This window comes from Brenneria izbisi (assembly GCF_025840185.1).
GTDB lineage: Bacteria > Pseudomonadota > Gammaproteobacteria > Enterobacterales > Enterobacteriaceae > Brenneria > Brenneria izbisi.
Map to the genome: position 1 here is coordinate 365,053 of NZ_JAMPJU010000001.1, position 26,152 is coordinate 391,204.

The window sequence follows — 26,152 nt, forward strand, 5'->3', positions numbered from 1 at the left end:
ATAATTACATCAATAGTAGCAATCGTATTCATCCACAGATGTTATCTGGAGGTGACAGATGAAACGCAAGAACGCAATACTCTTGGGTAATGCCCTGATGGGGATTGGTATGGTATTGATGATTGGCGGTATCGGTTATTCCATCATCAGCCAGTTGCCTGAATTTAATGTACCTAATTTTATGACTTACATTGATTTGGTGGGGATTTTTGCCGGCGCTATTTTCTGGCTGGTTGGCGCGCGTATTAGTGGTCGTGAACAGGTGGCGGATCGTTATTGGTGGGTTAAGCACTTTGATAAACGTTGCCGCCGTCAGCGCCATTCCTGAACCGAATTTTAAAACCCGCTATGGCTGTCCGGTTGTAGCTGGTTTTCGTTTTTAAATTTTCCCGCCGTCACAATCGTGGTTGTACCACGGATGATCTCTCTTCATCATAATAGCAAAGCCGCCGTTTTACCGGCGGCTTTGCTTATCGTCACAAACCGATAGATTGGTTCAAAAACGATTAATGTTCAAACATGGCGGAGATGGATTCTTCGTTGCTGATGCGACGAATTGCCTCGGCCAACATGCCTGACAACGTCAGCGTACGAACATTCGGCAAGGATTTAATGTGATCCGTGAGTGGAATGGTATCGCAAACAATCACTTCATCAATGACGGAGTTTTTGATGTTGTCATACGCATTGCCTGAGAAGATCGGATGCGTCGCGTAGGCAAATACGCGTTTGGCGCCACGCTCTTTCAAGGCTTCCGCGGCTTTGCACAAGGTGCCGCCGGTATCGATCATATCATCCACCAGAATACAGTCACGACCGGCAACGTCGCCGATGATATGCATAACCTGAGACACGTTGGCACGTGGACGACGCTTATCAATGATTGCCATATCGGTATCATTCAGCAGCTTGGCGATGGCGCGGGCGCGGACGACGCCGCCAATATCCGGGGAAACCACAATCGGGTTCTCCAGATTTTGTTGCAGCATATCCTCCAGTAGGATAGGGCTACCGAAAACGTTATCAACTGGAACGTCAAAGAAGCCTTGAATCTGTTCTGCGTGCAGATCGACCGTTAAAACGCGGTCAACACCTACGCTGGACAGGAAGTCGGCAACCACTTTGGCGGTGATTGGCACACGGGCGGAACGAACCCGACGATCCTGACGAGCATAACCAAAATAAGGAATAACCGCGGTAATACGCCCCGCGGAAGCGCGACGTAGTGCATCGACCATAACGACCAGTTCCATCAGGTTGTCATTGGTGGGTGCGCAGGTGGACTGGATGATGAAAATATCACCACCGCGTACATTTTCATTGATTTGCACGCTGACTTCGCCATCACTAAAACGACCGACTGCGGCGTCGCCAAGGCTGGTGTACAAACGGTTGGCAATACGTTGTGCTAGTTCCGGGATGGCGTTACCAGCAAAAAGCTTCATATCAGGCACGAGAAGAACCTCAGGCTTGCGTCCAGAGAAATATTGTACCTGCTTGCCATTGGGAGCAGGGCGCAATAACAGGCACAATATGCATACGGGTGTATGAATCAGGCCTGATAAAACACGTTTAACGACAAAACGGGTGTTATCAGCACCTAAAGTTGCCCGGAAAGTGTACGTTGCAACGCAGAGACATTAGCGCCTCGCGCGACAAAACCATTCAACCATTCCGGGGCCTGGTCAAGCACCTGGCGGGCTTCGGACTCGGTGTCGAACTCTGCGAACACACAAGCCCCCGTTCCAGTCAGGCGCGCCGGGGCGTATTCTAACAGCCATGAAAGTAGCTGTTCAACCTCACGAAAACGTTTTCTTGCGATAGCTTCACAATCATTGACGAAGGTCTGTTTTAATAACCTCTCCAGAGGGCGCACTGGCGAATCGCGTTTTAGCTGCGGATCGCCAAAAATCAGCGGGGTGGGAATGCTGATCCCTGGGTGAGCGACCAGATACCACTTCTCCGGCGGGGATGCGGGCGTCAGCTTTTCGCCGATGCCTTGCGCAAATGCGGCGTGGCCCCGAACAAACACCGGCACATCGGCGCCAAGCTGTAAACCCAGTCCTGCCAGCGTATCCGTATCCAACCCGCAATGCCACAAATGATTCAGTGCAACCAACACTGTGGCCGCATTAGATGAACCACCGCCAAGTCCGCCGCCCATCGGCAGACGTTTATCAATACGGATATCCGCGCCAAACCGGACGGGGCGAATGCCGTGACGCACGCAGTGCTGTTGTAACAGCCGGGCGGCGCGCACAACCAGATTCTTCTCGTCCTCAACGCCTTTCAGCGGCGTAAGTAGATTAATACGATCGTCCTGACGCGGCGTAATGGTCAGCGTGTCGCCATAATCAAGAAACTGAAACAGTGTTTGCAGCAGGTGATAGCCGTCCGCCCGTTGGCCGGTAATATAAAGGAACAGATTCAGTTTGGCGGGCGAAGGCCACGTTTCAATGCAATGTTCAATGCCATCGGGTTGCATGAGTTATTTAACTATCCAGTTATTCATTTTCAACTTGATGCGCTGTTCGCCCTGAACCAGTTCCAGACTTACCGGCATCGGCGGATTAACCTCAGTGTTGTAGCGCTGATAATCCACGTTCCAGCTTTGGTTGCCCTGACGATAGGTAATAGTCTTCAAAAGAGAGCGGTCATCCAGCGTAAACTCGCTGGCATCTCCTGGCAGGCCGATAATCCACTGACGTAAATTGTTCAGCGGGATCGCCATACCGGTCAGTTGCTGAATCATGTCTTCGGCGTCTTTACCTTCATAGCGCTTGCCTTGATTATCGGTGATTTGTACGCCATCCGGCTGGGCGCGAAGATCCAGTTCCGTACTGCCTAACGGATTGGTCAGCAGTAAACGGTAGCGTTGCGGCGGCGTGTCCTGCCAGAAAAAATTGGCTGATACTCTTTTCCTATCGGAGATATAGGCAAAAGAACCGCGCGTCTGATATTGGCTCAATTGCCGTACTTGTTGCTGATGCTGTTGCCACGCCGGGGAGGTCTGACTTTTCCCCGGACCAGTGGGTTGATTGAGGCTACAGGCAGTGAGTAACAGACTGGCTAACGGTAGTAACCGCAGGCAACGGACGGAATTTATCGGCATGTCGCGTGATCCTATCAATCGAATTTACGTACCACAGGGAGTGTCACGCTAACGGGCTTGATGCGCATCGTCAACGTTTGTTATTTCCCGGCGAGGTGGGTTATTTCGTGCCATAGAGTATATACCTCATGAGTAAGCATCGCGCGCCGTCGCTTTTCTTGCTTCCCCGCATCAAGTAGAATGCCTTGCAAACGAAACCCATACTAACACCGGTATTACTCAAGAATTGCTCAATGACCCTGCTTGCGCTTGGTATTAATCACAAAACTGCTCCTGTTTCTTTGCGGGAACGTGTCGCTTTCTCGCCAGATACGCTGGGGCAGGCTCTCGACAGCTTGTTACAGCAACCGCTGGTGCAGGGCGGCGTGCTGTTGTCGACGTGTAACCGTACCGAACTTTATCTGAGTGTGGAAGAGCAGGAAAATCAACTTGAGCAACTTATTGACTGGCTATGTCGATATCATCATCTTGAACCGAACGACGTGCGCAACAGCCTCTACTGGCATCATGATAATGCAGCCGTCAGCCATCTGATGCGGGTTGCCAGCGGGCTGGATTCCCTGGTGCTGGGCGAACCGCAGATTTTGGGACAGGTGAAGAAAGCCTTTGCCGAATCACAACGCGAACAGTCGCTTTCCGGCGAACTGGAGCGGTTGTTCCAGAAGTCTTTTACCGTGGCCAAGCGAGTGCGCACGGAAACCGATATCGGCGCCAGCGCGGTGTCGGTGGCCTTTGCCGCTTGTACGTTGGCGCGACAGATTTTTGAATCGCTGGCGGAGGTTAACGTACTGCTGGTGGGCGCGGGAGAAACCATTGAACTGGTTGCCCGTCATCTGCGGGAGCATCAGGTTCGGCGCATGGTCATTGCCAACCGTACCCGCGAGCGAGCTCAGGCGCTGGCGACGGAAGTTGGGGCGGATGTCATCACGTTGGCCGAACTTGATGAGCAACTCGTTCATGCCGATATTGTCATCAGTTCGACGGCCAGTACATTGCCAATTATCGGGAAAGGGATGATGGAAAGGACGCTGAAGGCCAGACGCAACCAGCCAATGTTAATGGTGGATATCGCGGTTCCGCGTGATATTGAGCCGGAAGTAGGCAAACTGCCTAACGTTTATCTTTATAGCGTTGACGATTTACACGCCATTATTCAGCATAATCTGGCACAGCGTAAAGCCGCGGCGATTCAGGCGGAATCCATTGTTCAGCAGGAAAGCGCCGATTTCATGGCCTGGCTGCGCTCGCAATCCGCAGTGGAAACGATCCGTGATTACCGGGCGCAAGCCGATGACTTGCGCGCGGAAATGACCGCCAAAGCGCTGGCCGCCATTCAGCAGGGCAACGATGTTGAGACGGTGATCCAGGAACTGACGCACCGGTTAACCAATCGCTTGATCCATGCTCCTACCAAATCTCTTCAGCAAGCCGCCCGCGATGGCGATTTGCAGCGTTTACAAATTTTACGAGACAGCCTTGGGCTGGACTAGCATTCATTTCTCTTAACAGGATTTAACCGCCCGCATGAAGCCTTCTATCGTTGCTAAACTGGAAGCGTTACAAGAACGCCATGAAGAAGTTCAGGCGTTACTCGGTGAGCCCAGCGTTATTGCTGATATGGACCGTTTTCGCGCTTTATCACGTGAATACGCGCAACTGACCGATATTACTCGTTGTTTCCAACAATGGCAGCAGGTGCAGGAAGATATCCTGACCGCGGAACTGATGTTGGATGATGCGGAAATGCGTGAAATGGCGCAGGATGAGCTAAAGCAGGCCAAAACCGCCAATGAAGCGTTAGAACAGCAACTTCAGGTGTTGCTGTTGCCGAAAGATCCTGATGATGAGCGCGGCTGTTTTCTGGAGGTGCGCGCCGGCACCGGCGGGGATGAAGCCGCGATCTTCGCCGGCGATCTTTTCCGCATGTATAGCCGTTACGCCGAGGCTCGCCGTTGGCGGGTTGAGGTTATGAGCGCCAGCGAGGGCGAACATGGCGGCTACAAAGAAGTGATCGCCAAAGTGTCCGGCGATGGCGTTTACGGTCAGCTTAAGTTTGAATCAGGCGGTCATCGCGTTCAGCGTGTACCGGCAACCGAATCTCAAGGCCGTATCCATACCTCAGCCTGTACCGTCGCCGTCATGCCGGAAATTCCTGAAGCCGAAATGCCGGACATCAGTCCAGCCGACTTGCGTATTGATACTTTCCGCTCCTCAGGGGCCGGTGGTCAGCACGTCAACACCACCGATTCCGCGATCCGTATCACCCACCTGCCGACCGGTATTGTGGTGGAGTGTCAGGATGAACGTTCACAGCACAAAAACAAGGCCAAAGCGCTATCGGTACTGGGCGCCCGTATCCGGGCGGCGGAAATGCAAAAACGTCAGCAGGAAGAGGCCTCTACACGCCGTAATCTGCTGGGCAGCGGCGATCGTTCAGATCGTATCAGAACGTACAATTTCCCACAGGGAAGGGTGACCGATCATCGTATTAACCTGACGTTGTACCGTCTGGACGAAGTTATGGAAGGAAAGTTGGATATGCTGATCCAGCCGGTGGTGCAGGAATATCAGGCCGATCAGCTTGCGGCGTTGTCTGAGCAGGAATAATGAATTATCAAGCCTGGTTAACCTCAGCGGCGGCGCGTCTTGCCGCCGGAGAAAGCCCGAAGCGCGATGCTGAAGTGTTGCTGGGGTTCGTTACGGGCAAAGCGCGCACGTTTCTGCTGGCGTTTGGTGAAACCATGCTGACCGAAACGCAGCTACGGCAGTTGGAGTCATTGCTGACGCGGCGCATTGCGGGTGAACCTGTCGCCTATCTGACCGGCGAGCGTGAATTCTGGTCGCTGTCACTGGCGGTATCGTCCGCGACACTGATTCCCCGACCAGATACCGAATGTTTGGTCGAGCAGGCATTGTTTCGATTGCCGGCCGGCGCCGCCAGCGTGCTGGACTTAGGGACTGGCACCGGCGCGATTGCCTTATCCATCGCCAGCGAACGCCCGGACTGTCAGGTCACCGGCATCGACGTTCAACCGGCGGCGGTGGCGTTGGCGCAACATAACGCCGCCCGGTTGAACATAAAGAATGTTTGTTTCCTGCAAGGCAATTGGTTTTCGCCGCTGTCGTCGACACGTTTTTCTCTGATTGTCAGTAACCCGCCTTACATTGACGCGGCAGATAGTCATCTTTGTCAGGGCGATGTGCGCTTTGAACCTGCCAGCGCCTTGATCGCCGCGGAGGATGGGCTGGCCGATTTACGTTTTATCATTGAAAATGCAATGAATTATCTGCAATCAAGCGGTTGGCTGTTGCTGGAGCATGGCTGGCGGCAAGGGGCGGCGGTACGGCAACTATTGCGGCAGAACGGGTTTGCACAGATTACAACCTGTCAGGATTACGGTGGTAATGATCGCGTTTCGCTTGGGCAATGGACGAAAACCATCGCCACTTGACGCGATGTTGCTGCTGGTCAGTGCAGGAAGTTTGATTTTCATTAATCCTAATTTATCCGTTTACTGCCGAACAAAGCTGGCTGACGGGAAAACGGTTTGGCGTTATTATTTAACTTCTGCATTATTTAACTTCTGCGTGGCCCGATTGCTTTGGAAAAACGCCCACGCAGCCAGAAGGTTTGCTGGCCGGCGTTTATTTTCGCCTCGGCGGGCGTCTATCCGGTGATACGGATTTCGCGTGCCAGGTTACTGTTGCTGATGGAATAACTATGAGTTCTATTGCTGATTTTGAATTCAACCGTTCACAGTTAAGTGAAGGTATCGTATTAGTGTCACAGGCTATTCGCCGTGACTTCCCCGCTCAGGATGTGCGGCAAAATCTGCAACGACTGGCTGATGAAGCCCGTTCTGTTATCGCTGATGATCTCGAACAGGATCTGCAACTTGAGAAACTGATTGAGCTTTTTTTTCACACCTGGGGATTTGGCGGTGCCAGTGGGGTCTACCGGCTTTCGGATGTGTTGTGGCTGGATAAAGTGCTTGAGTCGCGTCAGGGGATGCCTGTTTCTTTAGGGATTATCTTTCTGCATGTCGCCCATGAGCTCGGCCTGCCGCTGATGCCGGTGATTTTCCCGACCCAGTTGATTCTCCGGGCGGACTGGCTGGATGAAGAGATGTGGCTGATTAACCCGCTAAATGGCGACACCCTGAGCGAGCACGTTCTGGAAGTATGGCTGAAAGGCAATATTGGCCCATCGTCACAGTTGATGGATGAAGATCTGGATGAAGCGGAGAACGTGCTTATTGTGCGCAAGATGCTTGATACGCTGAAGGTCGCCCTGATGGAAGAAAAACAGATGGAACTGGCCCTGAGAGCCAGTGAAGCGGTATTACAATTTGACCCGGAAGATCCGTATGAAATCCGCGATCGCGGGCTGATCTACGCGCAACTGGATTGTGATCACATCGCGTTGTCCGACCTGAATTATTTTGTTGAGCAATGCCCGGAAGATCCAGTGAGTGAAATGATCAAAGTTCAGATTCATTCCATCGAGCAAAAGAACGTTATTTTGCATTGATGTTTTATGCGCGCGCATTTTTATTTATTCAATTTCGAGTTATCCGACATTAAGGTAAAAGTATGAAGAACAAAGTGGTCAAGGTAGGGGATATCCCGGTTGCCAACGATTTGCCTTTTGTATTGTTTGGCGGCATGAATGTACTTGAATCACGCGATTTGGCGATGCGTGTCTGTGAACACTATGTCACGGTAACTCAGAAGCTGGGCATCCCCTACGTGTTTAAGGCTTCATTCGACAAGGCTAACCGTTCCTCAATTCATTCTTATCGTGGGCCTGGTCTGGAAGAGGGCATGAAAATCTTCCAGGAGCTAAAACAGGCTTTCGGCGTAAAAGTGATTACGGATGTGCATGAATCCCATCAGGCACAGCCGGTGGCGGATGTGGTGGACGTCATTCAGTTACCGGCGTTTCTGGCGCGTCAGACCGATCTGGTGGAGGCCATGGCGAAAACGGGTGCGGTAATCAATGTGAAGAAACCCCAGTTTGTCAGCCCCGGACAGATGGGAAACATCGTCGATAAATTTATCGAAGGCGGCAACGATCAGGTGATCCTGTGTGACCGCGGCAGCAATTTTGGTTACGACAATCTGGTGGTGGACATGTTGGGTTTCAATGTGATGAAACAGGTTTCCAACGGTTCACCGGTGATTTTTGATGTAACCCATGCGCTGCAATGTCGTGATCCATTTGGCGCAGCGTCTGGCGGCCGTCGTGCGCAAGTAACAGAACTGGCGCGGGCGGGGATGGCAGTCGGTCTGGCCGGTTTATTTATAGAAGCGCACCCTGATCCGGCCAACGCCAAGTGTGATGGTCCTTCCGCGCTGTCCTTAGCTAAGCTGGAGCCATTCCTGCAACAGATCAAAGCCATTGATGAGTTGGTGAAAAGCTTCCCGGCGCTGGATACCAGCAACTAAGTAGTCTCTTGCTTCACCTGCGTGCTTGCAAGCGCGCAGGTTATTTATAAATATTTTTTATCAATGGCTGTATTGATGAAAAATAGGAAAATGTGATCCACATCAAATAAAACCATCTGTTTTCCCGCTCACTAACAACGCCGCCATCCTTATTTCAAGGGACATTTACCTTATATAAAGTAAGGAATTAAGGAACTGGCTATTAATGTAATAGGTTAGATGCTCTTACGAATCCGTCATCATATGAGTAAGGTTATGCGCATTCAGGCTGAAAGCCTGAATAACCCTGAAAGTAGAGGCAAGAAGATCCTTGTCTTCACCAGGCTGCGATTGCTAACACTTCAGGGTAATGGACTTTACGACAAATAAACGAGGATATCGTTATGAGCAACAGCCCTGTGAGCAGCGTTTACCCCCTTAAAAAAAGTGCGGCGATGGTGTTAATCGCACTTTTCATCAGCCCGGTAAGCCTTGCCGATACCCTGACGCGAGATAATGGCGCGCCGGTCGGCGATAATCAGAATTCACAAACGGCGGGTGACGACGGCCCGGTGTTACTACAAGATGTGCAATTACTGCAAAAATTACAGCGTTTTAACCGTGAACGAATCCCGGAGCGGGTGGTTCATGCCCGCGGCACCGGGGCTTACGGAGAATTTACCGCAACAGCGGATATCTCCGATTTGACGATGGCCCAGGTATTTAAGGCCGGCAGCAAAACGCCGGTTTTTGTGCGTTTTTCCAGTGTGGTGCACGGTAATCATTCACCGGAAACATTACGCGATCCGCGAGGTTTCGCCACCAAGTTCTATACCACGGAAGGTAACTGGGATCTGGTGGGAAACAACTTCCCGACCTTTTTTATCCGCGATGCGATCAAATTCCCGGATATGGTTCACGCCTTTAAACCTGATCCCAGAACCAACCTGGACGATGACGCTCGCCGCTTCGACTTTTTTTCCCACGTACCTGAGTCCATCCGCACCCTGACATTGCTCTATTCCAACGAAGGGACGCCAGCCACCTACCGGAATATGGATGGCAATAGCGTACATGCGTATAAATTTGTCAACAGCAAGGGTGAAGTTCACTACGTGAAATTTCGCTGGAAAACACGGCAAGGAATAAAAAATCTTGATCCTCAAGAAGTTGAGAAGGTGCAGGGCAAAGATTACAGCCATATGTCGAACGATTTGGTGTCGGCAATCAACCGTGGCGACTTCCCAAAATGGGATCTCTATATCCAGGTGCTGACGCCGGAATCGCTGAAAACATTTGATTTCGATCCGCTGGACGCCACCAAAATCTGGCCGAATGTGCCGGAGCGTAAAATTGGGCAGATGGTGCTGAATAAAAATCCTGACAACATCTTCCAGGAAACCGAACAGGTTGCGATGGCGCCATCCAATCTGGTGCCGGGTATCGAACCGTCTGAAGATAAGTTGCTTCAGGGACGTCTTTTTGCTTATGCCGACACCCAAATGTACCGTATTGGCGCAAATGGTCTGAGCCTGCCGATCAATGCGCCGCGCAATAAGGTCAACAACGGCAATCAGGACGGCGGCATGAACAGCGGAAAAACACAGGATAAAGGCGTAAATTATCAGCCGAGCCGTTTGTATCCGCGTGAAGAACTGACGTCTGCTCGTTACAGCCACCTGCCGTTACAGGGAACGACAACACAGAGCAAAATCCAGCGTGAGCAGAACTTTAAGCAAACCGGCGAGTTGTATCGCTCCTATAGCGAAAAAGATCGCACAGATTTGGTAAACAGTCTGGGATCAGCCCTGGCGACGGCAGATGTGAAAAGCCGCGATATTATGCTGTCGTATTTTTACAAAGCCGACCAGGAGTATGGTACGCGCCTGACCTCAGTAGCCAAAGCCGACCTGTCGACAGTACAAAAACTGGCAGAGAAGCTGTCTGATTAATCGTTATACCTTTATTGTCCGCGCCATGAACCGGCGCGGGCTATAAAGCGACCAGGAGGGAACAACGATGAAATCGTTATTGCTAACGCTATGTCTTTTGGCGACAGGCTTTTCTGTGGCTCAGGCCGCCGAAAAGATTCAGAATGAACGCGCGCTAAAGCAATCGCTGGATACCTATTTATGGAACGCGGCCAGAGAGGGCGATCTTACTATTCTCGACACCTTCATTACAGCCAAATACAATCTCAATGTCGCGGATGAAAAGGGTTATACGGCGGTGATCCTGGCCGCGTATCACGGGCATGACGCGGCGGTTGAGAAGTTATTGCAGGCTGGCGCCGATCCTTGTTTACGCGACAAGCGCGGCAATAGCGCCCTGATGGGCGCCGTATTCAAAGGCGAAGTTAAAATCGCACGGCGGTTAATCGCGGCAGAGTGTAATCCTGATGAGCGCAATAATGCCGGACAAACTGCCGCCATGTTCGCCTCGCTATTCCAGCGTGAAGAGTTGCTGAACGCGCTAAAAGCGAAAGGAGCGGATATGCAGGCGGTTGATGTGAATGGCAACAGCGTGCAGAGGTTAAAGAAAGGCGAGTTTGTTACGCATTGATGTTTTTTAGGCCTGACGTGATCTTAAGCTTAAAAAAACCCGCATCGCATGCGGGTTTTTGCGTTTGAGCACGTTTATTTATACAGGTCGGCGCTGATGGTCATGTTGTTGCCTTTGCCTTCCCACTGCCGGGTGATGTGGTAGTACTTGGCACCTTTCTGGGCGGCGCGTTTGGCGACGGCTTCGGAAACGGCGGTCATATTGGTGTAGTTGCCACGGAACTGGATGGAATCAAATGGCGCCATTTGTGCGGCTGTTGCGTTATTCAGTTCCTGAATTTTGGTACCGTCCGCCAAAGTGACAGTGTAGCGCCCGCCTTTTGACGACTGCGTTTCAAAGAAGTTGCCGATGTTGCGGCTTGGGCTGCCAGAGGTGGCGACGCCGGGAATTTCCACTTTGGCCGCCTGCTCACCGCCGGCTGCCAGCGCCGCACGTCCGGCATCAGAATCCGCCGGGATCGTATCCGTACTTTGAATCTGACGTTTTGGCGCATCGGCTTTATAAATGTAGGCGGTGACTTTCTGATTAGCGCCGCTGGAGTTCACATCCACCTGGCGCACAATATAGAAAGCATCGGCATCTTTCTGTTTTGCTGCTTTGGCGATGGCGTCATTGAGATCCGGCTGGCTGCGGAAAAAGCCGCTAACCGTGACCGTATCGAATGGCTCCAGACCATAAGCGACATCTTTTGGCAGTTCTTTCACGCCGTTAAACCGACGGTACTCAATCTCTTTACTCACTTTTGGCGCGTCTTTATGGTAAAGATCGACCGTTACCTTCCAGTTACCACGAGAGTTCAGGTCGCTCGTGCTCTGAACATAAAACGAATCGGCGCCTAACTTATCAGCACGTTTCGAGGCGGCGGCGACGGCTTCGTGTATCGCATTAAAACGCCCGATAAAAGAAATGCGCTCAAAGGGTTGCAGAGATTCAGCCTGCTCTGGCGTGAGTTCTTGCGCTGCGTGCGCTGAAAATGCAGATAATGAAAGTAACGTGGACGCAATAATAGTAGTCTTCAGCTTCATAAAAAATCCTTTCGCCTGACGCATTGGGTTTACAACGTGCTTAGCAATCAAGATGTAACAGAACAGTCGCCGATTATCGCACGGAATAAACCGGTACGCTTCAGCATTTTAAGCGGCATTCGGGGTTATTTTCGTCTCAACAAAAGAGAGAAAAGCACTAATAATATCGGTTAATGATTGTTTTATCATCATAAGGGATATTTATACAAACTTTCGTATTAACAACCGCGTAACACATCATTTTTGTGAAATAACACCGAACAATAGTTTAATAATAATGCTACAAAAGAAGCCGATAAACGTGTTTTATGACCAAAAAAAGCGGTCGCGCCCGGTAGTAACTCGACTTTTCTGTGAACTTCGTTTTATGTATGGATCAGCAATCACATTTTCAGTAGGTTATATACACTTAATAATTCGAGTGGCAGGAAAGTCAGCGTATCTGCAACCTGAAGTATGACGGGTATGGGTGAATTTGCTCAAGAAATATAGGGGGCGATAAGTCTCGGCTGGTTCATTGTACAGATGCATTGAAAATAACAACCTTCGTTACAAATAAGCGAAAAAGGGAATCAGTATGCGTATTGGTGTACCAAGAGAACGGTTGACCAATGAAGCACGGGTTGCAGCAACGCCGAAAACGGTGGAACAGTTGCTGAAACTTGGCTTTGAGGTCGCGATAGAAAGTGGGGCGGGAAAACTGGCCAGCTTTGACGATGCGGCATATCAGCAAGTTGGCGCATCGATTGTCGGCACGCCTGAAGTCTGGCAATCAGATATTGTTCTGAAGGTGAATGCGCCGCAGGATGATGAAATTGAACTGACCCGCGCGGGAAGTACTATCGTCAGTTTTATCTGGCCTGCTCAGAACCCTGAACTGCTGGAAAAACTGGCTGCCCGCGAGGTGACGGTGCTGGCAATGGACTCGGTGCCGCGCATTTCCCGCGCCCAGTCTATGGATGCGCTCAGTTCGATGGCCAACATCGCCGGTTATCGCGCGATTGTTGAAGCCGCCCATGAATTTGGCCGCTTTTTCACCGGGCAAATCACCGCCGCCGGTAAAGTTCCGCCCGCTAAGGTGATGATTATCGGCGCGGGCGTGGCAGGGTTGGCCGCTATTGGCGCAGCCGGAAGCCTCGGCGCGATTGTACGTGCTTTTGATACTCGTCCTGAAGTGAAGGAGCAGGTCAAAAGTATGGGCGCCGAATTCCTTGAACTCGACTTTGAGGAAGAAGCCGGCAGCGGCGACGGCTATGCGAAAGTGATGTCCGAAGCTTTTATCAAAGCGGAAATGGAACTGTTTGCGGCGCAGGCGAAAGAGGTAGACATCATTGTCACTACCGCGCTGATCCCCGGTAAACCGGCTCCGCGTCTGATTACTAAAGAGATGGTGCTGAGCATGAAGCCCGGCAGCGTGGTGGTTGATCTGGCGGCGCAGACGGGCGGTAATTGTGAGTTGACCGTCGCCGATCAGGTCACGGTAACGGAAAACGGCGTTAAGATTATCGGTTATACCGATTTGCCAAGCCGCCTGCCCACCCAGTCTTCTCAGCTTTACGGCACCAACCTGGTTAACCTGCTGAAACTGTTGTGTAAAGAGAAAAACGGCGAGATTGACGTCGATTTTGAAGACAATGTCATTCGTGGCGTCACCGTCATCAAAAATGGCGAAGTCACCTGGCCGGCGCCGCCGATTCAGGTTTCCGCTCAGCCGCAACAGGCCAAGCCCGCCGCCTCGGTGGTAAAAGAAGAAGCCAAACCTTCGTCGCCCTGGAGGAAATATGCTTTCCTCGCATTGGCGATCCTGTTGTTTGGCTGGCTGGCTAACGTGGCGCCGAAAGAGTTTTTGTCGCACTTCACCGTTTTCGCGCTGGCTTGCGTCGTGGGGTATTACGTGGTGTGGAACGTCAGTCATGCGCTGCACACGCCATTGATGTCGGTTACCAATGCGATTTCCGGCATTATCGTTGTAGGGGCATTGTTGCAAATCGGTCACGGCGGATGGGTGTCTTTCTTTTCCTTCATCGCCGTATTGATTGCCAGCATCAATATTTTCGGTGGTTTCACCGTTACTCAGCGCATGCTGAAAATGTTCCGCAAAAATTAAGGGGTAGCACATGTCTGGAGGATTAGTTACCGCTGCATACATTGTTGCCGCGATTTTATTCATTTTCAGTTTGGCTGGGTTATCCAAGCACGAAACATCCCGTCAGGGGAATGTTTTCGGCATCACCGGGATGGCGATTGCCCTGCTTGCCACCATCCTGGGGCCTGATGCCGGTAATGTCGGCTGGATTATCGTGGCGATGGTAATTGGTGGTTCGATCGGTGTTTATCTGGCGCGTAAAGTTGAAATGACGGAAATGCCGGAACTGGTCGCCATTCTTCACAGCTTTGTGGGCCTGGCGGCGGTGCTGGTTGGATTTAACAGCTTCCTCGATCACGGTGAAATCACCGATCCGGTGCTAGTGAATATCCATTTAACGGAGGTTTTCCTGGGTATCTTCATCGGTGCGGTGACCTTTACCGGTTCCGTCGTCGCGTTTGGCAAACTGCGCGGGTTGATCTCTTCCAAACCACTGATGCTGCCGCACCGCCATAAGATGAATCTGGCGGCGCTGATTGTGTCTTTCCTGTTGTTGTTGGCCTTCGTCAACACGGGTAGCGTGGCATTGCAGGTTATCGCGTTGCTGCTGATGACGGCGATCGCGCTGGCGTTTGGCTGGCATCTGGTGGCGTCTATCGGCGGAGCGGATATGCCGGTCGTGGTTTCCATGTTGAACTCGTACTCTGGTTGGGCCGCCGCCGCCGCCGGTTTCATGTTGAGCAACGATCTGCTGATCGTAACCGGTGCGCTGGTTGGTTCCTCCGGCGCGATTCTGTCCTACATCATGTGTAAAGCGATGAATCGCTCCTTTATCAGCGTGATCGCCGGCGGCTTCGGCACTGACGGGTCTTCCACGGGTGAAAGCGAGGAGTTGGGCGAATATCGTGAAGCGTCTGCGGAAGAGGTCGCTGAATTGCTCAGGAACTCTAGTTCAGTGATCATCACGCCTGGATACGGAATGGCGGTGGCGCAGGCGCAATATCCCGTGCACGATATTACGGCCAAACTGCGTGCTCGCGGTATTAACGTCCGCTTTGGTATTCATCCGGTTGCGGGGCGTCTGCCCGGTCACATGAACGTGCTGCTGGCTGAAGCCAAAGTCCCTTATGATATCGTGCTGGAAATGGATGAGATCAATGATGATTTCTCCGATACCGATACGGTACTGGTTATCGGCGCCAACGATACGGTTAACCCGGCGGCTCAGGAAGATCCCCATAGCCCCATCGCCGGGATGCCGGTGCTGGAAGTGTGGAAAGCGCAGAACGTTATCGTGTTCAAACGTTCCATGAATACCGGTTATGCCGGCGTTCAAAACCCGCTGTTCTTTAAAGAAAATACCCAGATGCTGTTTGGCGATGCCAAAGAGAGTGTAGAGGCGATTCTGAAAGCGCTGTAAGCGTGTGATTCATTATTGTTTTAACAAAAGCAAAAGGGGCGTGATAATCGCCCCTTTTTACTTTTTATCGATTTATCTCGATTTAATCAGTCCGCGCTATTCCTCATCGTTTTCTTCATCCTCAAGCGTCATCGGCGAAACAAAGTCATCGGGCTTGATCGCCAGCAGGTCGCATTTCAGATGATCGATAACATGTTCCACCGTATTACCGATAAAGGCCGCCGATAACCCGGTTCTGCCAAGTGAACCCAATACCACGACACCGGCCTGTAAATGTTCCGCCAGATCGGGGATGACTTCTTCCGGCAAACCTTTTTCCACATGAGTTACACGTTCGTCCAGCCCAAACTTTTGCCGTAATGCTTTCATGGCTATCAGATGCTGACCACGAATGGCATCGTTGTATACGCCGGGATCAAAGTCCGGCAGTTCGATGGCAATGTTGATAGGCGTAACCGGATAAGCGCCGACCAGATGGACTTCGGTTTGATTCACCTGTTTTGCCAGTTCCAGGGTTTCAGAAACCAGCTTGATGTTGAGCGGATCATGATAGGGATCTTCACTGGCTAAATTGACGGCAACCAATGCGCGTCCTTCTTCTGGCCAGGGTTGATCTTTCACCATCCACACCGGGCAAGGGCATTTACGCAATAACTGCCAGTCGGTCGGGGTGAAGATGACGGCTTCCAACCGATCATGCTGGTGCGTCATTTTTAACAGCAGGTCATGTTGCCCGGCAATCACTTCGCGGATAATGGCTTCATACGGTTTATTGTGCCAGACCACTTTAATCTCAATGGGAACGCCTGCATCAAGATAATATTTGCATTGTTCCGCAATCCAATCGGTACGCTGCTGAATGACGCCTTGCCGCATTTCTGTTCGTTCGTCGGGAGATAGCAGGGTAGTCATTTCATAAGAAAAATCATAGATGGGCAAAAAAGCCTTGATTCGGCCGCCAAGCCGCTGAACCAGGTATACCGCCCGACGCAGTGCTGGCTGGTCATCCTGGTTTGGGTCAATAGCTACAAGTAAGTTCTGATACTTTGCCATAGGTCCTCCAAACAGCTGCTGGTCACAGCCTGTAAATTAAGAGTACCCTAAGGGAATCGTTTTGGACAACAGATGATGTGGGTCGGATCAATAAAATAGAATATTCACTGATCCGCCAATCGGTTAGGCTTTGTTACGCGCTGTCCCCGCCAGTTCGGAAAGCGCGTCAATTTTCTCAATGGTGATGTATTTGCCTTTTACCGCCAGGATGCCGCTCTTCTGGAAACGCCCCAACAGACGACTGATAGTTTCAACGGTTAATCCCAGGTAGTTGCCGATATCGCCGCGGGTCATGGTCAGACGGAATTCACGAGGAGAAAAACCACGTTGGGCGAAACGGCGCGACAGATTATAAACAAACGCCGCCAGACGTTCTTCCGCGTTTTTCTTCGATAACAGCAGGATCATATCCTGATCGCCCCGGATTTCACCGCTCATCAGGCGCATCATTTGCTGACGCAGATTGGGCATCTTGCCGGAGAGGTCATCCAACGTTTCGAAGGGGATTTCACATACCATGGACGTTTCCAGCGCCTGTGCGAAGCTTGGATGCTGCGCATTGCCGATCGCGTCAAAACCTACCAGGTCGCCCGCCAGGTGGAAGCCAGTAATTTGCTCATCACCTTGTTCAGTGATGGTATAGCTTTTAATGGTGCCTGAACGGATAGCGTACAACGACTTTAACTCATCGCCCGCTTTGAATAGCGCTTGTCCTTTCTGAATGGGTTTTTTCCTTTCAATAATATTATCAAGCTGATCAAGCTCGTGTTCATTTAAGGTAAAAGGAATACATAACTGGCTGATGCTGCAATCCTGGCAGTGGATAGCACAACCGCCAGACTGAATGCGTCGAATAATTCGCTTTTCCGGGATCATAGACTTTGCTCAGGCGATAATTGATATCGGTCAATTTTAACAGCTTTTATCGTCGCTGATAAGACTGCTCATCCCCAGAAAAGGGCAGTAAATAGTGAGCTCACTATAAATTCGGACTAATAGTTAGCGGAATAAGTGTTAGCGATCAAAATCTTGTCATGGAAAATATTCTTTATGACGGCAATAAATCCGGCTGTGGAAAATATCCCTCATGAGTTAACAGCCACTGTTTTCGGTGTACGCCGCCAGCATAGCCAGTCAATGTACCGTTGGCGCCAATAACCCGATGGCAAGGCACCACGATGCTGATTGGATTCGAGCCGTTCGCCATACCGACAGCACGTGATGCGGCGGGGCGGTTCAATCGTGCAGCCAGCGAGCCGTAAGTCATTATTTTTCCAGCTGGAATCTGGCGTAATGCTCCCCATACCTGCTGTTGAAATTCGGTGCCTGCCGATGCAACCGGCAATGATTCGATAGCGGTTAATTCTCCTGCGAAATAGCGTTGCAGGCTTTCCGTCAGTCCGCCGGGATTATGGCGTGGTTGCAATGAGAAAGGGGTATGGCGATGAGTGCGATTGAGCAAACGATATAATCTTTCTTCATATTCGCTCCATTCAACTGCCTGAAGGTGATTATTTTCATCCGCAACAATCATTAATTCGCCAATTGGGGTCAACATTTTATCCAGAAAGAAAACCTGCATCGCTATTCCTTATCTATAACCGTCATTATTCGCTATTAAAAATAAAATGCGACAACTAGCAATTAATAACAAGGAAAAAGAGAAATACAGCACGTATTTTATCGGAAAATATGGGAGATAGATCACATTAAAATTTTTATTAATTGTTTCGTCCACTAAAAAAGTGGCAGGAAGACCTTGAAAATCCGATGCCGTATCGGGTTTTGCTACGGCATCAGCAGGTGAATTACTTGATCACGCCACACGTCATACGAGCACCGCCGCCGCCCAGTTTTTCCGGACTATCGGCATAGTTATCGCCACCGGCATGCACCATTAATGCATGATCTTTCACTTCTGACAGCGATTTGATGCGCGGAGCCAGAACCGGGTAGGTTGAGGTGCCGTCAGCTTGCACCACCAACCCCGGCAGATCGCCAAGATGCCCGCTGTTATCATAAGGGCCGAGGTGTTTACCGGATTTGTCAGGATCAAGATGGCCGCCGGCAGCCAGCGCCGGGACAGCTTTACCATCCTGTTGTGCGGGTTCACAACTGCCTTTTTCATGAATGTGGAAACCATGAATACCAGGCGGCAATCCTGTCAGATTTGGTGTCAGTAACAGGCCGTAGGGTGTTTCAGTCAAGGTTACCTCGCCAACGCCATTACCCTCACCAGTCGGTAACGCTTCATTCAGGGTTACCGTTGTGCTGGCTGCGAATGCGGAACAGGAAAAGAACATGCCTGTCAGTATAAATGCCTTCAGTTTCATCGTCTTTACCTCGCGGATGAATCTGCTTGCGCAGGGATAACGCCTCATATTGGAATGAATGTATTGGAATGAAAGGATAGTTGAGTCAGCCGGTGCGTCAAATTAACGCATTGGAAATACAGAATGATACCGGGGAAAGAGCAGGGTAAAAACAGATACTGTTTAACGACCGCGCACAAAAATACAGCGATTTTTGTGCGCGGAGTTGATTATTTTTCCACCGGTTTAATCAGCGCCAGAATAGCGGCTAACTGCTCGCGCTGTTTAGCGCTCACTTCCCTTGCGGCGGAATAGCCCGCATTCTGAATAATGGTTTCATTCAAACCGACCAGCCAGTCATAGATATAAAAAGCGGTATTGTTGGTGGGCGTTAACGCCAGTTTGGTCAGGCGCTGAGATGCACCGAAATTGACGGTCTGTTTTTCCGGCTTGGCAAAAATCTTGTAGCCACGATTGATACGGCTGGCAGGACGCAATTCTTCCGCTATTTGCTGGAAGCCCAGCCAGGCCACGAAGTCACCCAGCACTGTCAGCACGCGGGATACCTGACGATCCGCTTTGTTTTCACGGTGTACCCCCAGTTGCTCCGAATCGACCAGCATGCCCACCAGCGAATTCTCGATATTCAGGCGAATGCTGGCGGTGATGAGCTCTTTCACCAGCATTTCAACCGTGGCTTTTGTCACGCCTAATAGTTCAATTAATGGCGCGTTGTCGGGCAGGTTGCGTAGATGGTTGATCCAGTAGCGATAGACATGATGCGCATACCCGGCTTCATAACCGTGATCCAATGCCTGAACCGGGGAAGGCGGCTGCGGTTCAGGTTCGATCGGATCGTCGGCGAACAGATCGATGTCGATCCCGACACCAAAAGGATCGATGCTGACGGCTGGCGTGCCTGCTTCTTCAATTTCAGCATGGTACGGACCATATTCCGGTTGATCTTGCTGTTTCAGATAGAGACGGCGCAGTTCGTCGCGGGAAGGCAGCAGGCGCTCCAGTAGTTCACCGTGTACGCCGGTGCGCGTCTGCAATGATTTAAGTAATGTCTCCGCGACGCGTTGTTTCTCCGCTGGATCATCGGTGCCAGCGGGGTGATACCAGTTCCCCAACAGGTTGTCACTCAATTCGCGTTGAATTTCGCTGAGTTGTTCGCTGATACGGCCAAGTTTTACTTCCCGGTGCACTTCAGTTCCCAGCCAGGTCGCCATGCGGGTTACGCCGCGTTTATCCATCGCCAGCATGGTTCCCCAGGCATCGCCGGGATTGCCGACGTAGCGCTGTACGGCGGCGTCATGGTTCTGGCCGTGGGTAATGCGGCGATCGAATTTGGTAACCGCCCAGATCAGGCCCGGTTTGCGTCGGCTGCGGATCTGGGCGTTTTCGCCTTGCGTTTGCCGTACCCAGTAATCCAGGGCTTTGCCTACGGTTTTGACATCTTCGCGCTTACCAGCCGCGGTGCAGACCATCAGGACGTTCATTTCCTGATTATCGGTATAACGTTCCAACAGGTAGGCGCGTTTGGCGCGCAGCAGTATTTGCGCCAGCGGGTGGCTGTCATTGCTGGTTTCCGCCGTTTGCGCATCGTCAGTGGCTTCGGCGATATCGCCAAAGCCGGGAAAATCCAGAATATCGACTTGTTCAAATAAGGATTCGCGGGTAGGTGAATGCAGCGGGATCAGGAGTTCAACCGCCAACATGGTTAACTCCGCCAGCGATATCTCGGCGGTTTTTCCCGCACGACCATTGATCACCGGCCTTACCAATACGCCGGGGTCTGATGGGGTGTTAAGACGCTTCAGTGTCGCACCGTTAATAATGCCGTTGGCGGGTTGCTGGTTTTCATCGACCAGAATTCTGAGCGGCGCCAGTACCTTGCTTGTACCGGAAAGGTGTTGCAAGGTATGACCGAAATGACGATAGGCGTCGGTTAAGGTTTTGAGATCGCCCCATAACACGGAAAACAACCGGGCGCGATCGTCAATGCCGAGGTAAGGCGCCAACTCCACGGCGACAGGCCAGTAGTGCGTTTCCAACTGTTTTTGCCGCTTGGCGTCGTGACGGGCCAGATAATCCCACAATTCGACCACTTCATCGCGGGTCATTCCTTCCACCGGCTCCGGCTGACGGTGTCTCAGCAGGGTTTTCAGGTGTTCGGCAATATAATGCTCATCTAACTCCTCGAACGACGTTTGCTGATTGAGATCATGCAGGAAGGCATGCGCCATAATCTTGCCGATGTCTACTTCGCTGAGCAGCAACAATTGCACCGGGAAGGATTTGTTTTTTACGCCAGCCTGACGGCTAAAACGCGTGACCAGCGCCGTGGTCTGATGCGCCGGATTAATCTGTGCCAGAAAATCGAACTGTTGTCCTTCCAATGATGTTTCCAGCTTGCCATTTTCGCCGCATGCCAGCGAAGAAATCAGATAAGATTTCCCCGCCTGCGACAGACCAAAGAAACCAATGGCGATATCCTTGAGCGATACGTCAGCCAGATGTTTTGCTTTGTTGCGGTGGTGACGCAGCTTGACAACCAGCCGGTCTGCTTCCATATCCAGTCGCGGCGCATTCTGGCGCGTGTTTTCAATCCAGTCGATAGCCTGATCAACGCCCTCGGTGACAGCTTGTAACTGGTTGTTGAGTCGGCTTGAGAGTTGTTTGGGCGTTAAGGGTCTCATTTTCTAAATACACTCCCACTATCGATCCAGTAGTGCGTGGCGCCGGTGCCGTTAGCGGTCAAGGTGTTCAACTTAAGCCGTAAATACTGTACGGGAACATGCGCGCCATCTTCCAGAACGGCATCCGCGATTTCAAACCGTTCCGGGCTATCCTGACCGTCGCCTTTCGTCACCGCCAGTTTGACGCGCAGGACGCTGTCGCCAACCACTTTTCTCGCCAGTTCCTGATCGACGATCGACAGGGTATACAGCGAAGATGCGGGCCAGCGTTCGTTATCAAGCTGACGGAAGCCCAGGCATAGGGAACCGCGTACCTGAAAACTCGCTTCCGGGTCCAGTTTGAAATCGGCTTCATCCAGATCGATATCGCTGTAATACACGTTATCCGTGGTCAGCGCATTGTTGCTATCCATCATGCCGAGATAGCGGATGGTGGAATAGGGCTGAAAATCGCCGACTTTGAAATAGAAGCCTGGCAGACGCAGATCGAGCGCCAGGAGACACAACATGGCGCCTACCGCCGCGGTCGATTTCGGGTTATCAATACGGCCACGTTTATTGAACGGATACCAGTCATTGGTATGGTAACCGTCCAGCGACAACATGCGATTAATCGGCAAGGGCTGTAAATGCCGGAACAACGCCTGAATGCCGGGGAAACGCGAAGGACGACCGGTTAGCAATAAAATATCGCAGGCATAGAGCGATACAACCTCGGACATTAAACGCAGATTCTGCGTAATGTTCATGCGGTTGGACAAAAATTCGCCGTGCAGCTTGCTCAATTTGAGAATCAGCGGTACTTGCAGAATATCAAACGGGTTGTCATCTACCGGCAATTCGCGCTGTACTTCGTTGTTGATGTATTCCAGCACTTTCTGTGTCGGATGTTGCGTCAGTAACTCGCCGAAAGTCGATTCGATTTCGGCACTGGCGTCCAGCGGATCGAAGCTTTCATAGGCCTCCAGGATCGCGCGGCCAATTGGGATGAAGATCTGTAACGTCACCTGCTGACGCAGGGTGAGTTGCCCGTCCATCCTGCCTTCATTGCCAAACAATTTCGCCATTAGCGTGTCCGGGCTGGCTAGGCCGACATCTTTTAATGCCGACTGAAGCGCCGGTAAAACATAAAGCTGGATCACATCAAGCAGAATATCGTCGCCCGCGACCTTGAAACCTTCGCGGAACAACAGGCGTGGAATGATTTTGACATTGTTGCCGACGCCGTCATCCAGCAAATACTGGGTAATCGCCAGATCGGTGGTGCCGCCGCCGATATCTATCGACGCGATACGCAATGTTTTACCGGCTGGCTCACCTTCGGCCAGTTCTTTATCCGGGCGTACCATACTGGCAAAAAAGTCTTCGGCGCGGCCACCGAAATTCACCTGGGCCTCGTTATACAAATAGACCATTTGTCCGCAAGTGGCTTCGTCCCATTCGATCTGCACATCCGGCACGGGTACGCGGCTTTTTTGCTTGTCCGCGGTCGTAGTGAAGTCATCATCCAGCGGATGCCAGCCGACAGCTTTCCATACCAGCGCGATCGCTTCATGCATCCGGCGACGGAAAATTTCACGTTCGGGCTTGGGCATGGCCGAGGGCAGCGTCAGAATAATGTTGCGCAACTGACGCGGCGCGGCACTGTGGATCATTTTCAGCCGTTGCGCCGCGCTGTTCATCTGCATCATCGCCTGAAGCAGTAATTCGGATAGCATAAATGTCATGATGGCACTGCGGCTGTAGTGCGCGGAGAATACGGGCAATCGCTCGTCCAACGGTTGGTTGTACAGCGGCTGACCTTCATCATTGAGCAGGATGGTCAGCGGCATGGCCGTCGCCAGCGGCTCATTTTGCGAATGCGCATCGGGCTGGCTGAAACGCCAGCCAGGGGCATAGCTCTCTTCATCCCACAGATAACGACGCGGGCTGGAAATCCCCGTTGAACCCTCTGTACCCTGACGCAACAGCGCCATCCGGCTCGCCTCACGACCGACACGGACGATTGACGGCCAGAGGAAAGCATCATCGCGACCGCTTTCCACGGAGAAGTTTTGCTTACCGAATTTCGCCTGAGCAAATTCAACACGGCTCTCAAACAGTTCGTTATACAGGTAATGCGGTTCGCTCAGATCACGCAGTTGTAATTCGTAGGTCTGTTTCAGGCCATTGCTTTCATCCGCATGGTCTTCAACCAGAATACCGCAAGTGTGCGAGTTACCGACATCAAGGATCAGATCCACATTGACGGCGGGTTCTTGTAACGTTTTGGTATTAATGCGAATTTCTGGCACGGACAGTTGATTGCCCAACATGTCCAGCAGGTTCATGAAGTGCGCCTGATATTCAAATCCTCTGAGCGCGGCCTTGATATCACGGGCATCCCGATTTTCCTGCCGGGTGGCCTGCTGAACGAATACTTCCCTCAACCAGCCGTCAACCCAGGTTTGATCAAGAAACTCCCCCAGTTCATCACTGTGGTAAGCCAGGGCAAAGCTGCCGCCGGTTTTGATGTCATTCTCATTGGGCGCCAGCGCTTCATAGGGATGTCCTTCAGGATACACTTTGGTATCAAAAGCCAGGCAGATGCGGTGAGTATTACCGTCCTGATCCGGCTTATCCAGCGCGAGGATTTGCATCCGCGCCCAGTTATCCGGCCCGCCCATAAAGGTACGCGGCGGATTGAAGCGTAAAAAAGGCAGCGGCAGCCAGATTTTTTCCAGCAACTTCAGCGATTGCTCAAGCGGAATACTCAGTTCCGGCTTGACCACCTCCGGCAGCGCGCCGATGGGCGAGGGCAGCAAATACTTGTCTGTCTGTTCATCATAAATCAGGCGCAGTAGCGGCCCGTTGGCGCTTTTACGGACATATTTATTTGGAAAATCAATGCTTGCTTCCGGTTTCAGTGCGAAATCCAGAAACTGGATCCCGCTGTCCTGAATAAGCGTAATTCGTTGTTTATAATCAGTAATCGTTGCCAGCATTAGGATTTACTCTCGCGCGTTACCGTCATAGGGAAGACCGAATCGGCGTTGTAGCGACCAATACACTCCGCCGCGCCAGCCGCGCTTTGTTTACACACGATTTCCGGCATCTGGAATCTGGAGTTATCACTGCACCGCGCTCTGGAACGGCTGTTAATAATCAGATTACCGGAGCTCATCAATCCGGCTTCAATATTCGCACGACAAGTGACGCCATCACCGTGCGTAATCCTTGCGGTGCCTCGACCATCCTTGATTTGGTATCTCAGGCTCGGCGGGCGACCGGTGATCGGCGGTGTTTTGGCATCAACCGCAACACGCCAGGTCCCATTAAGGAATTTGATGGAACCGATACGCACCGCATCCGCAGGCATCACCAGATCGTCTTTCCCGGCGGGAACCACCGGCGGCGCGGGCTCAGGAAGCGGGGCTGGCGGCGCTGCAATGTCTTTGGGTTCACTGGCGGCCGGCGGTTTGACGGCGGGTGTTTCCGCCACCGGTGCGGCTATCGTCGTTTCAGGGGGCGCGGTTTCAGCCGGCGGCGCTTTTTCGACGACGGGTTCGGCGGGTGTGGTTTCAGCCGGAGCAGGCGCGTTATTGACCGGCGGCTGCGGGGCGGAAGAAGGCAGGACGCGTTTTTGCGGCGTACTGGCTGATGCTAATCGATCCGTCTCGGAAGCGGCGCTCTGTTCCGACACGCATCCACGAATTTGCAACGTCAATACCGTCGCCAACGCCGCCGCCGGGAGTAGCCACCACATCCGCATCCAGGGACTGCGGACAGCAACGGCGGGTTGGGGGGCGGGAACAGGCTCCGGCGTGACGACAGGTTTGGGTGCGGGCGCAACAGCGGGGGCCGCGGGAGGCTGCGCATAAGCGGATGTGGGCACCGTAAACAGCGGCTCACTCTCTTTTTCTGCCGGGCGCAGGCAATCAAGCGCATCGGTGCGGGATTTCTTATCCAGATTGACGAAGCCCCAGAAGGTCAGTACTGGATTTCCATCAACCAGATAGACATGGTTCGGCCCCGGAAACTGGATAGCTTTCGCCAGCAGAACGCCAAACAGCTTTTGACCGGCTTTCTCCGCATTTTGCGCACGCTGGCTGATTTCAGCAACAGTAGCCTGATAATTTTCCAATCGTTTTAGCGCAACATTGCGTTCTTCTTCGCTAGCAGCAATCCATGAGGTAATTTTGCCTTCGACTGGCGAATACCAGTCAATTCGGTCGCCATTTTCATTAGGCTGGGGGATCGCCAGACAGTCTGCAATCTGCTGTTGTTTTCGCAGACGTAATGTTTCCCGTAACTGAAGTGCTGATGCATAAACCGGCTGCCCATTTTCGCCTAGCGCCAGAAAATCATCCAAACTTCCACTACGTAAAAATAATTTTGCCACGCAAAAGAGACCTTTTGTAATAGATGCCTAAAGCAGAAAATAGAATGTAATCTGCGACAGGGTATACTTTAG

At 51.9% G+C, this 26,152-nt stretch carries 21 protein-coding genes; 10 read left to right on the forward strand and 11 right to left on the reverse strand.

All coding sequences use genetic code 11. The features are described 5' to 3' along the window. Window positions 1-58 precede the first annotated feature (58 nt). A complete protein-coding gene (ychH, locus tag NC856_RS01685) occupies window positions 59-328 on the forward strand; it encodes a stress-induced protein YchH (protein ID WP_264088678.1) in 270 nt (89 codons plus the stop codon). 178 nt (window positions 329-506) lie between these two features. Here the strand turns inward: ychH and prs are convergent, their stop codons facing one another. The 3 genes from prs to lolB all read right to left on the reverse strand — a co-directional run bounded on the left by prs (window position 507) and on the right by lolB (window position 3,112). Further along, window positions 507-1,454 (reverse strand): ribose-phosphate diphosphokinase, encoded by a 948-nt coding sequence (gene prs, locus NC856_RS01690; protein ID WP_264088679.1) that lies wholly within the window; start codon window positions 1,452-1,454, stop codon window positions 507-509. Window positions 1,455-1,600: 146 nt separating this feature from the next. Further along, window positions 1,601-2,485, reverse strand: a complete 885-nt coding sequence (gene ispE / locus NC856_RS01695) for a 4-(cytidine 5'-diphospho)-2-C-methyl-D-erythritol kinase (protein WP_264088680.1) — start codon at window positions 2,483-2,485, stop codon at window positions 1,601-1,603. 3 nt (window positions 2,486-2,488) lie between these two features. Further along, window positions 2,489-3,112 (reverse strand): lipoprotein insertase outer membrane protein LolB, encoded by a 624-nt coding sequence (gene lolB / locus NC856_RS01700; protein WP_264088681.1) that lies wholly within the window; start codon window positions 3,110-3,112, stop codon window positions 2,489-2,491. Window positions 3,113-3,345: 233 nt separating this feature from the next. Between lolB and hemA the strand changes: the two genes are divergently transcribed. From hemA to NC856_RS01735, 7 genes are all read left to right on the forward strand, one after another. Further along, complete coding sequence (hemA, locus tag NC856_RS01705; RefSeq protein WP_264088682.1) at window positions 3,346-4,602, forward strand: glutamyl-tRNA reductase; 1,257 nt, start codon at window positions 3,346-3,348, stop codon at window positions 4,600-4,602. A 34-nt stretch (window positions 4,603-4,636) separates the two neighbouring features. Continuing rightward, window positions 4,637-5,719 carry a peptide chain release factor 1 gene (gene prfA / locus NC856_RS01710; RefSeq protein WP_264088683.1) on the forward strand — a complete coding sequence of 361 codons (1,083 nt, stop codon included), beginning with the start codon at window positions 4,637-4,639 and terminating at the stop codon, window positions 5,717-5,719. After that, window positions 5,719-6,564: a peptide chain release factor N(5)-glutamine methyltransferase gene (gene prmC, locus NC856_RS01715; RefSeq protein WP_264088684.1), complete on the forward strand. Its 846-nt coding sequence runs from the start codon at window positions 5,719-5,721 to the stop codon at window positions 6,562-6,564. Before prfA ends, prmC begins: the two co-directional genes overlap by 1 nt. Window positions 6,565-6,833: 269 nt before the next feature. Next, on the forward strand, window positions 6,834-7,643 hold the full coding sequence (gene sirB1 / locus NC856_RS01720) for an invasion regulator SirB1 (RefSeq protein ID WP_264088685.1): 810 nt from the start codon (window positions 6,834-6,836) through the stop codon (window positions 7,641-7,643). A gap of 62 nt (window positions 7,644-7,705) precedes the next feature. After that, the gene (kdsA, locus tag NC856_RS01725; protein ID WP_264088686.1) at window positions 7,706-8,560 is read left to right on the forward strand and encodes a 3-deoxy-8-phosphooctulonate synthase; all 855 of its coding nucleotides are present in this window, start codon (window positions 7,706-7,708) and stop codon (window positions 8,558-8,560) included. Between the two features lie 434 nt (window positions 8,561-8,994). Next, a complete protein-coding gene (locus NC856_RS01730) occupies window positions 8,995-10,491 on the forward strand; it encodes a catalase (protein ID WP_264088887.1) in 1,497 nt (498 codons plus the stop codon). Window positions 10,492-10,558: 67 nt separating this feature from the next. After that, entirely contained in the window at window positions 10,559-11,101 is a 543-nt protein-coding gene (locus NC856_RS01735; RefSeq protein ID WP_264088687.1) for an ankyrin repeat domain-containing protein, read from the forward strand. 74 nt (window positions 11,102-11,175) lie between these two features. Here NC856_RS01735 and ydgH read toward each other — a convergent pair whose 3' ends face one another. Continuing rightward, entirely contained in the window at window positions 11,176-12,126 is a 951-nt protein-coding gene (gene ydgH / locus NC856_RS01740; protein ID WP_264088688.1) for a DUF1471 family protein YdgH, read from the reverse strand. Between the two features lie 577 nt (window positions 12,127-12,703). Between ydgH and pntA the strand changes: the two genes are divergently transcribed. Both pntA and pntB read left to right on the forward strand, forming a co-directional pair. Then, the gene (gene pntA, locus NC856_RS01745) at window positions 12,704-14,233 is read left to right on the forward strand and encodes a Re/Si-specific NAD(P)(+) transhydrogenase subunit alpha (RefSeq protein ID WP_264088689.1); all 1,530 of its coding nucleotides are present in this window, start codon (window positions 12,704-12,706) and stop codon (window positions 14,231-14,233) included. A 10-nt stretch (window positions 14,234-14,243) separates the two neighbouring features. After that, on the forward strand, window positions 14,244-15,632 hold the full coding sequence (gene pntB, locus NC856_RS01750) for a Re/Si-specific NAD(P)(+) transhydrogenase subunit beta (protein WP_264088690.1): 1,389 nt from the start codon (window positions 14,244-14,246) through the stop codon (window positions 15,630-15,632). A 96-nt stretch (window positions 15,633-15,728) separates the two neighbouring features. Here the strand turns inward: pntB and uspE are convergent, their stop codons facing one another. The 7 genes from uspE to NC856_RS01785 form a co-directional block, all read right to left on the reverse strand. Beyond that, a complete protein-coding gene (uspE, locus tag NC856_RS01755; protein ID WP_264088691.1) occupies window positions 15,729-16,685 on the reverse strand; it encodes a universal stress protein UspE in 957 nt (318 codons plus the stop codon). Window positions 16,686-16,808: 123 nt separating this feature from the next. Further along, window positions 16,809-17,561 (reverse strand): fumarate/nitrate reduction transcriptional regulator Fnr, encoded by a 753-nt coding sequence (gene fnr, locus NC856_RS01760; protein ID WP_113865170.1) that lies wholly within the window; start codon window positions 17,559-17,561, stop codon window positions 16,809-16,811. Window positions 17,562-17,733: 172 nt separating this feature from the next. After that, window positions 17,734-18,267, reverse strand: a complete 534-nt coding sequence (ogt, locus tag NC856_RS01765; protein ID WP_264088692.1) for a methylated-DNA--[protein]-cysteine S-methyltransferase — start codon at window positions 18,265-18,267, stop codon at window positions 17,734-17,736. Window positions 18,268-18,493: 226 nt separating this feature from the next. Beyond that, window positions 18,494-19,018 (reverse strand): superoxide dismutase [Cu-Zn] SodC, encoded by a 525-nt coding sequence (sodC, locus tag NC856_RS01770; protein WP_264088693.1) that lies wholly within the window; start codon window positions 19,016-19,018, stop codon window positions 18,494-18,496. A 209-nt stretch (window positions 19,019-19,227) separates the two neighbouring features. Continuing rightward, complete coding sequence (locus NC856_RS01775; protein ID WP_264088694.1) at window positions 19,228-21,699, reverse strand: putative virulence factor; 2,472 nt, start codon at window positions 21,697-21,699, stop codon at window positions 19,228-19,230. Further along, window positions 21,696-24,683: a virulence factor SrfB gene (locus tag NC856_RS01780; RefSeq protein WP_264088695.1), complete on the reverse strand. Its 2,988-nt coding sequence runs from the start codon at window positions 24,681-24,683 to the stop codon at window positions 21,696-21,698. The genes NC856_RS01775 and NC856_RS01780 overlap by 4 nt, the downstream gene beginning before the upstream one ends. Then, window positions 24,683-26,080, reverse strand: coding sequence for an SrfA family protein (locus NC856_RS01785; RefSeq protein ID WP_264088696.1), 1,398 nt, complete (start codon window positions 26,078-26,080; stop codon window positions 24,683-24,685). Before NC856_RS01785 ends, NC856_RS01780 begins: the two co-directional genes overlap by 1 nt. Window positions 26,081-26,152 lie beyond the last annotated feature (72 nt).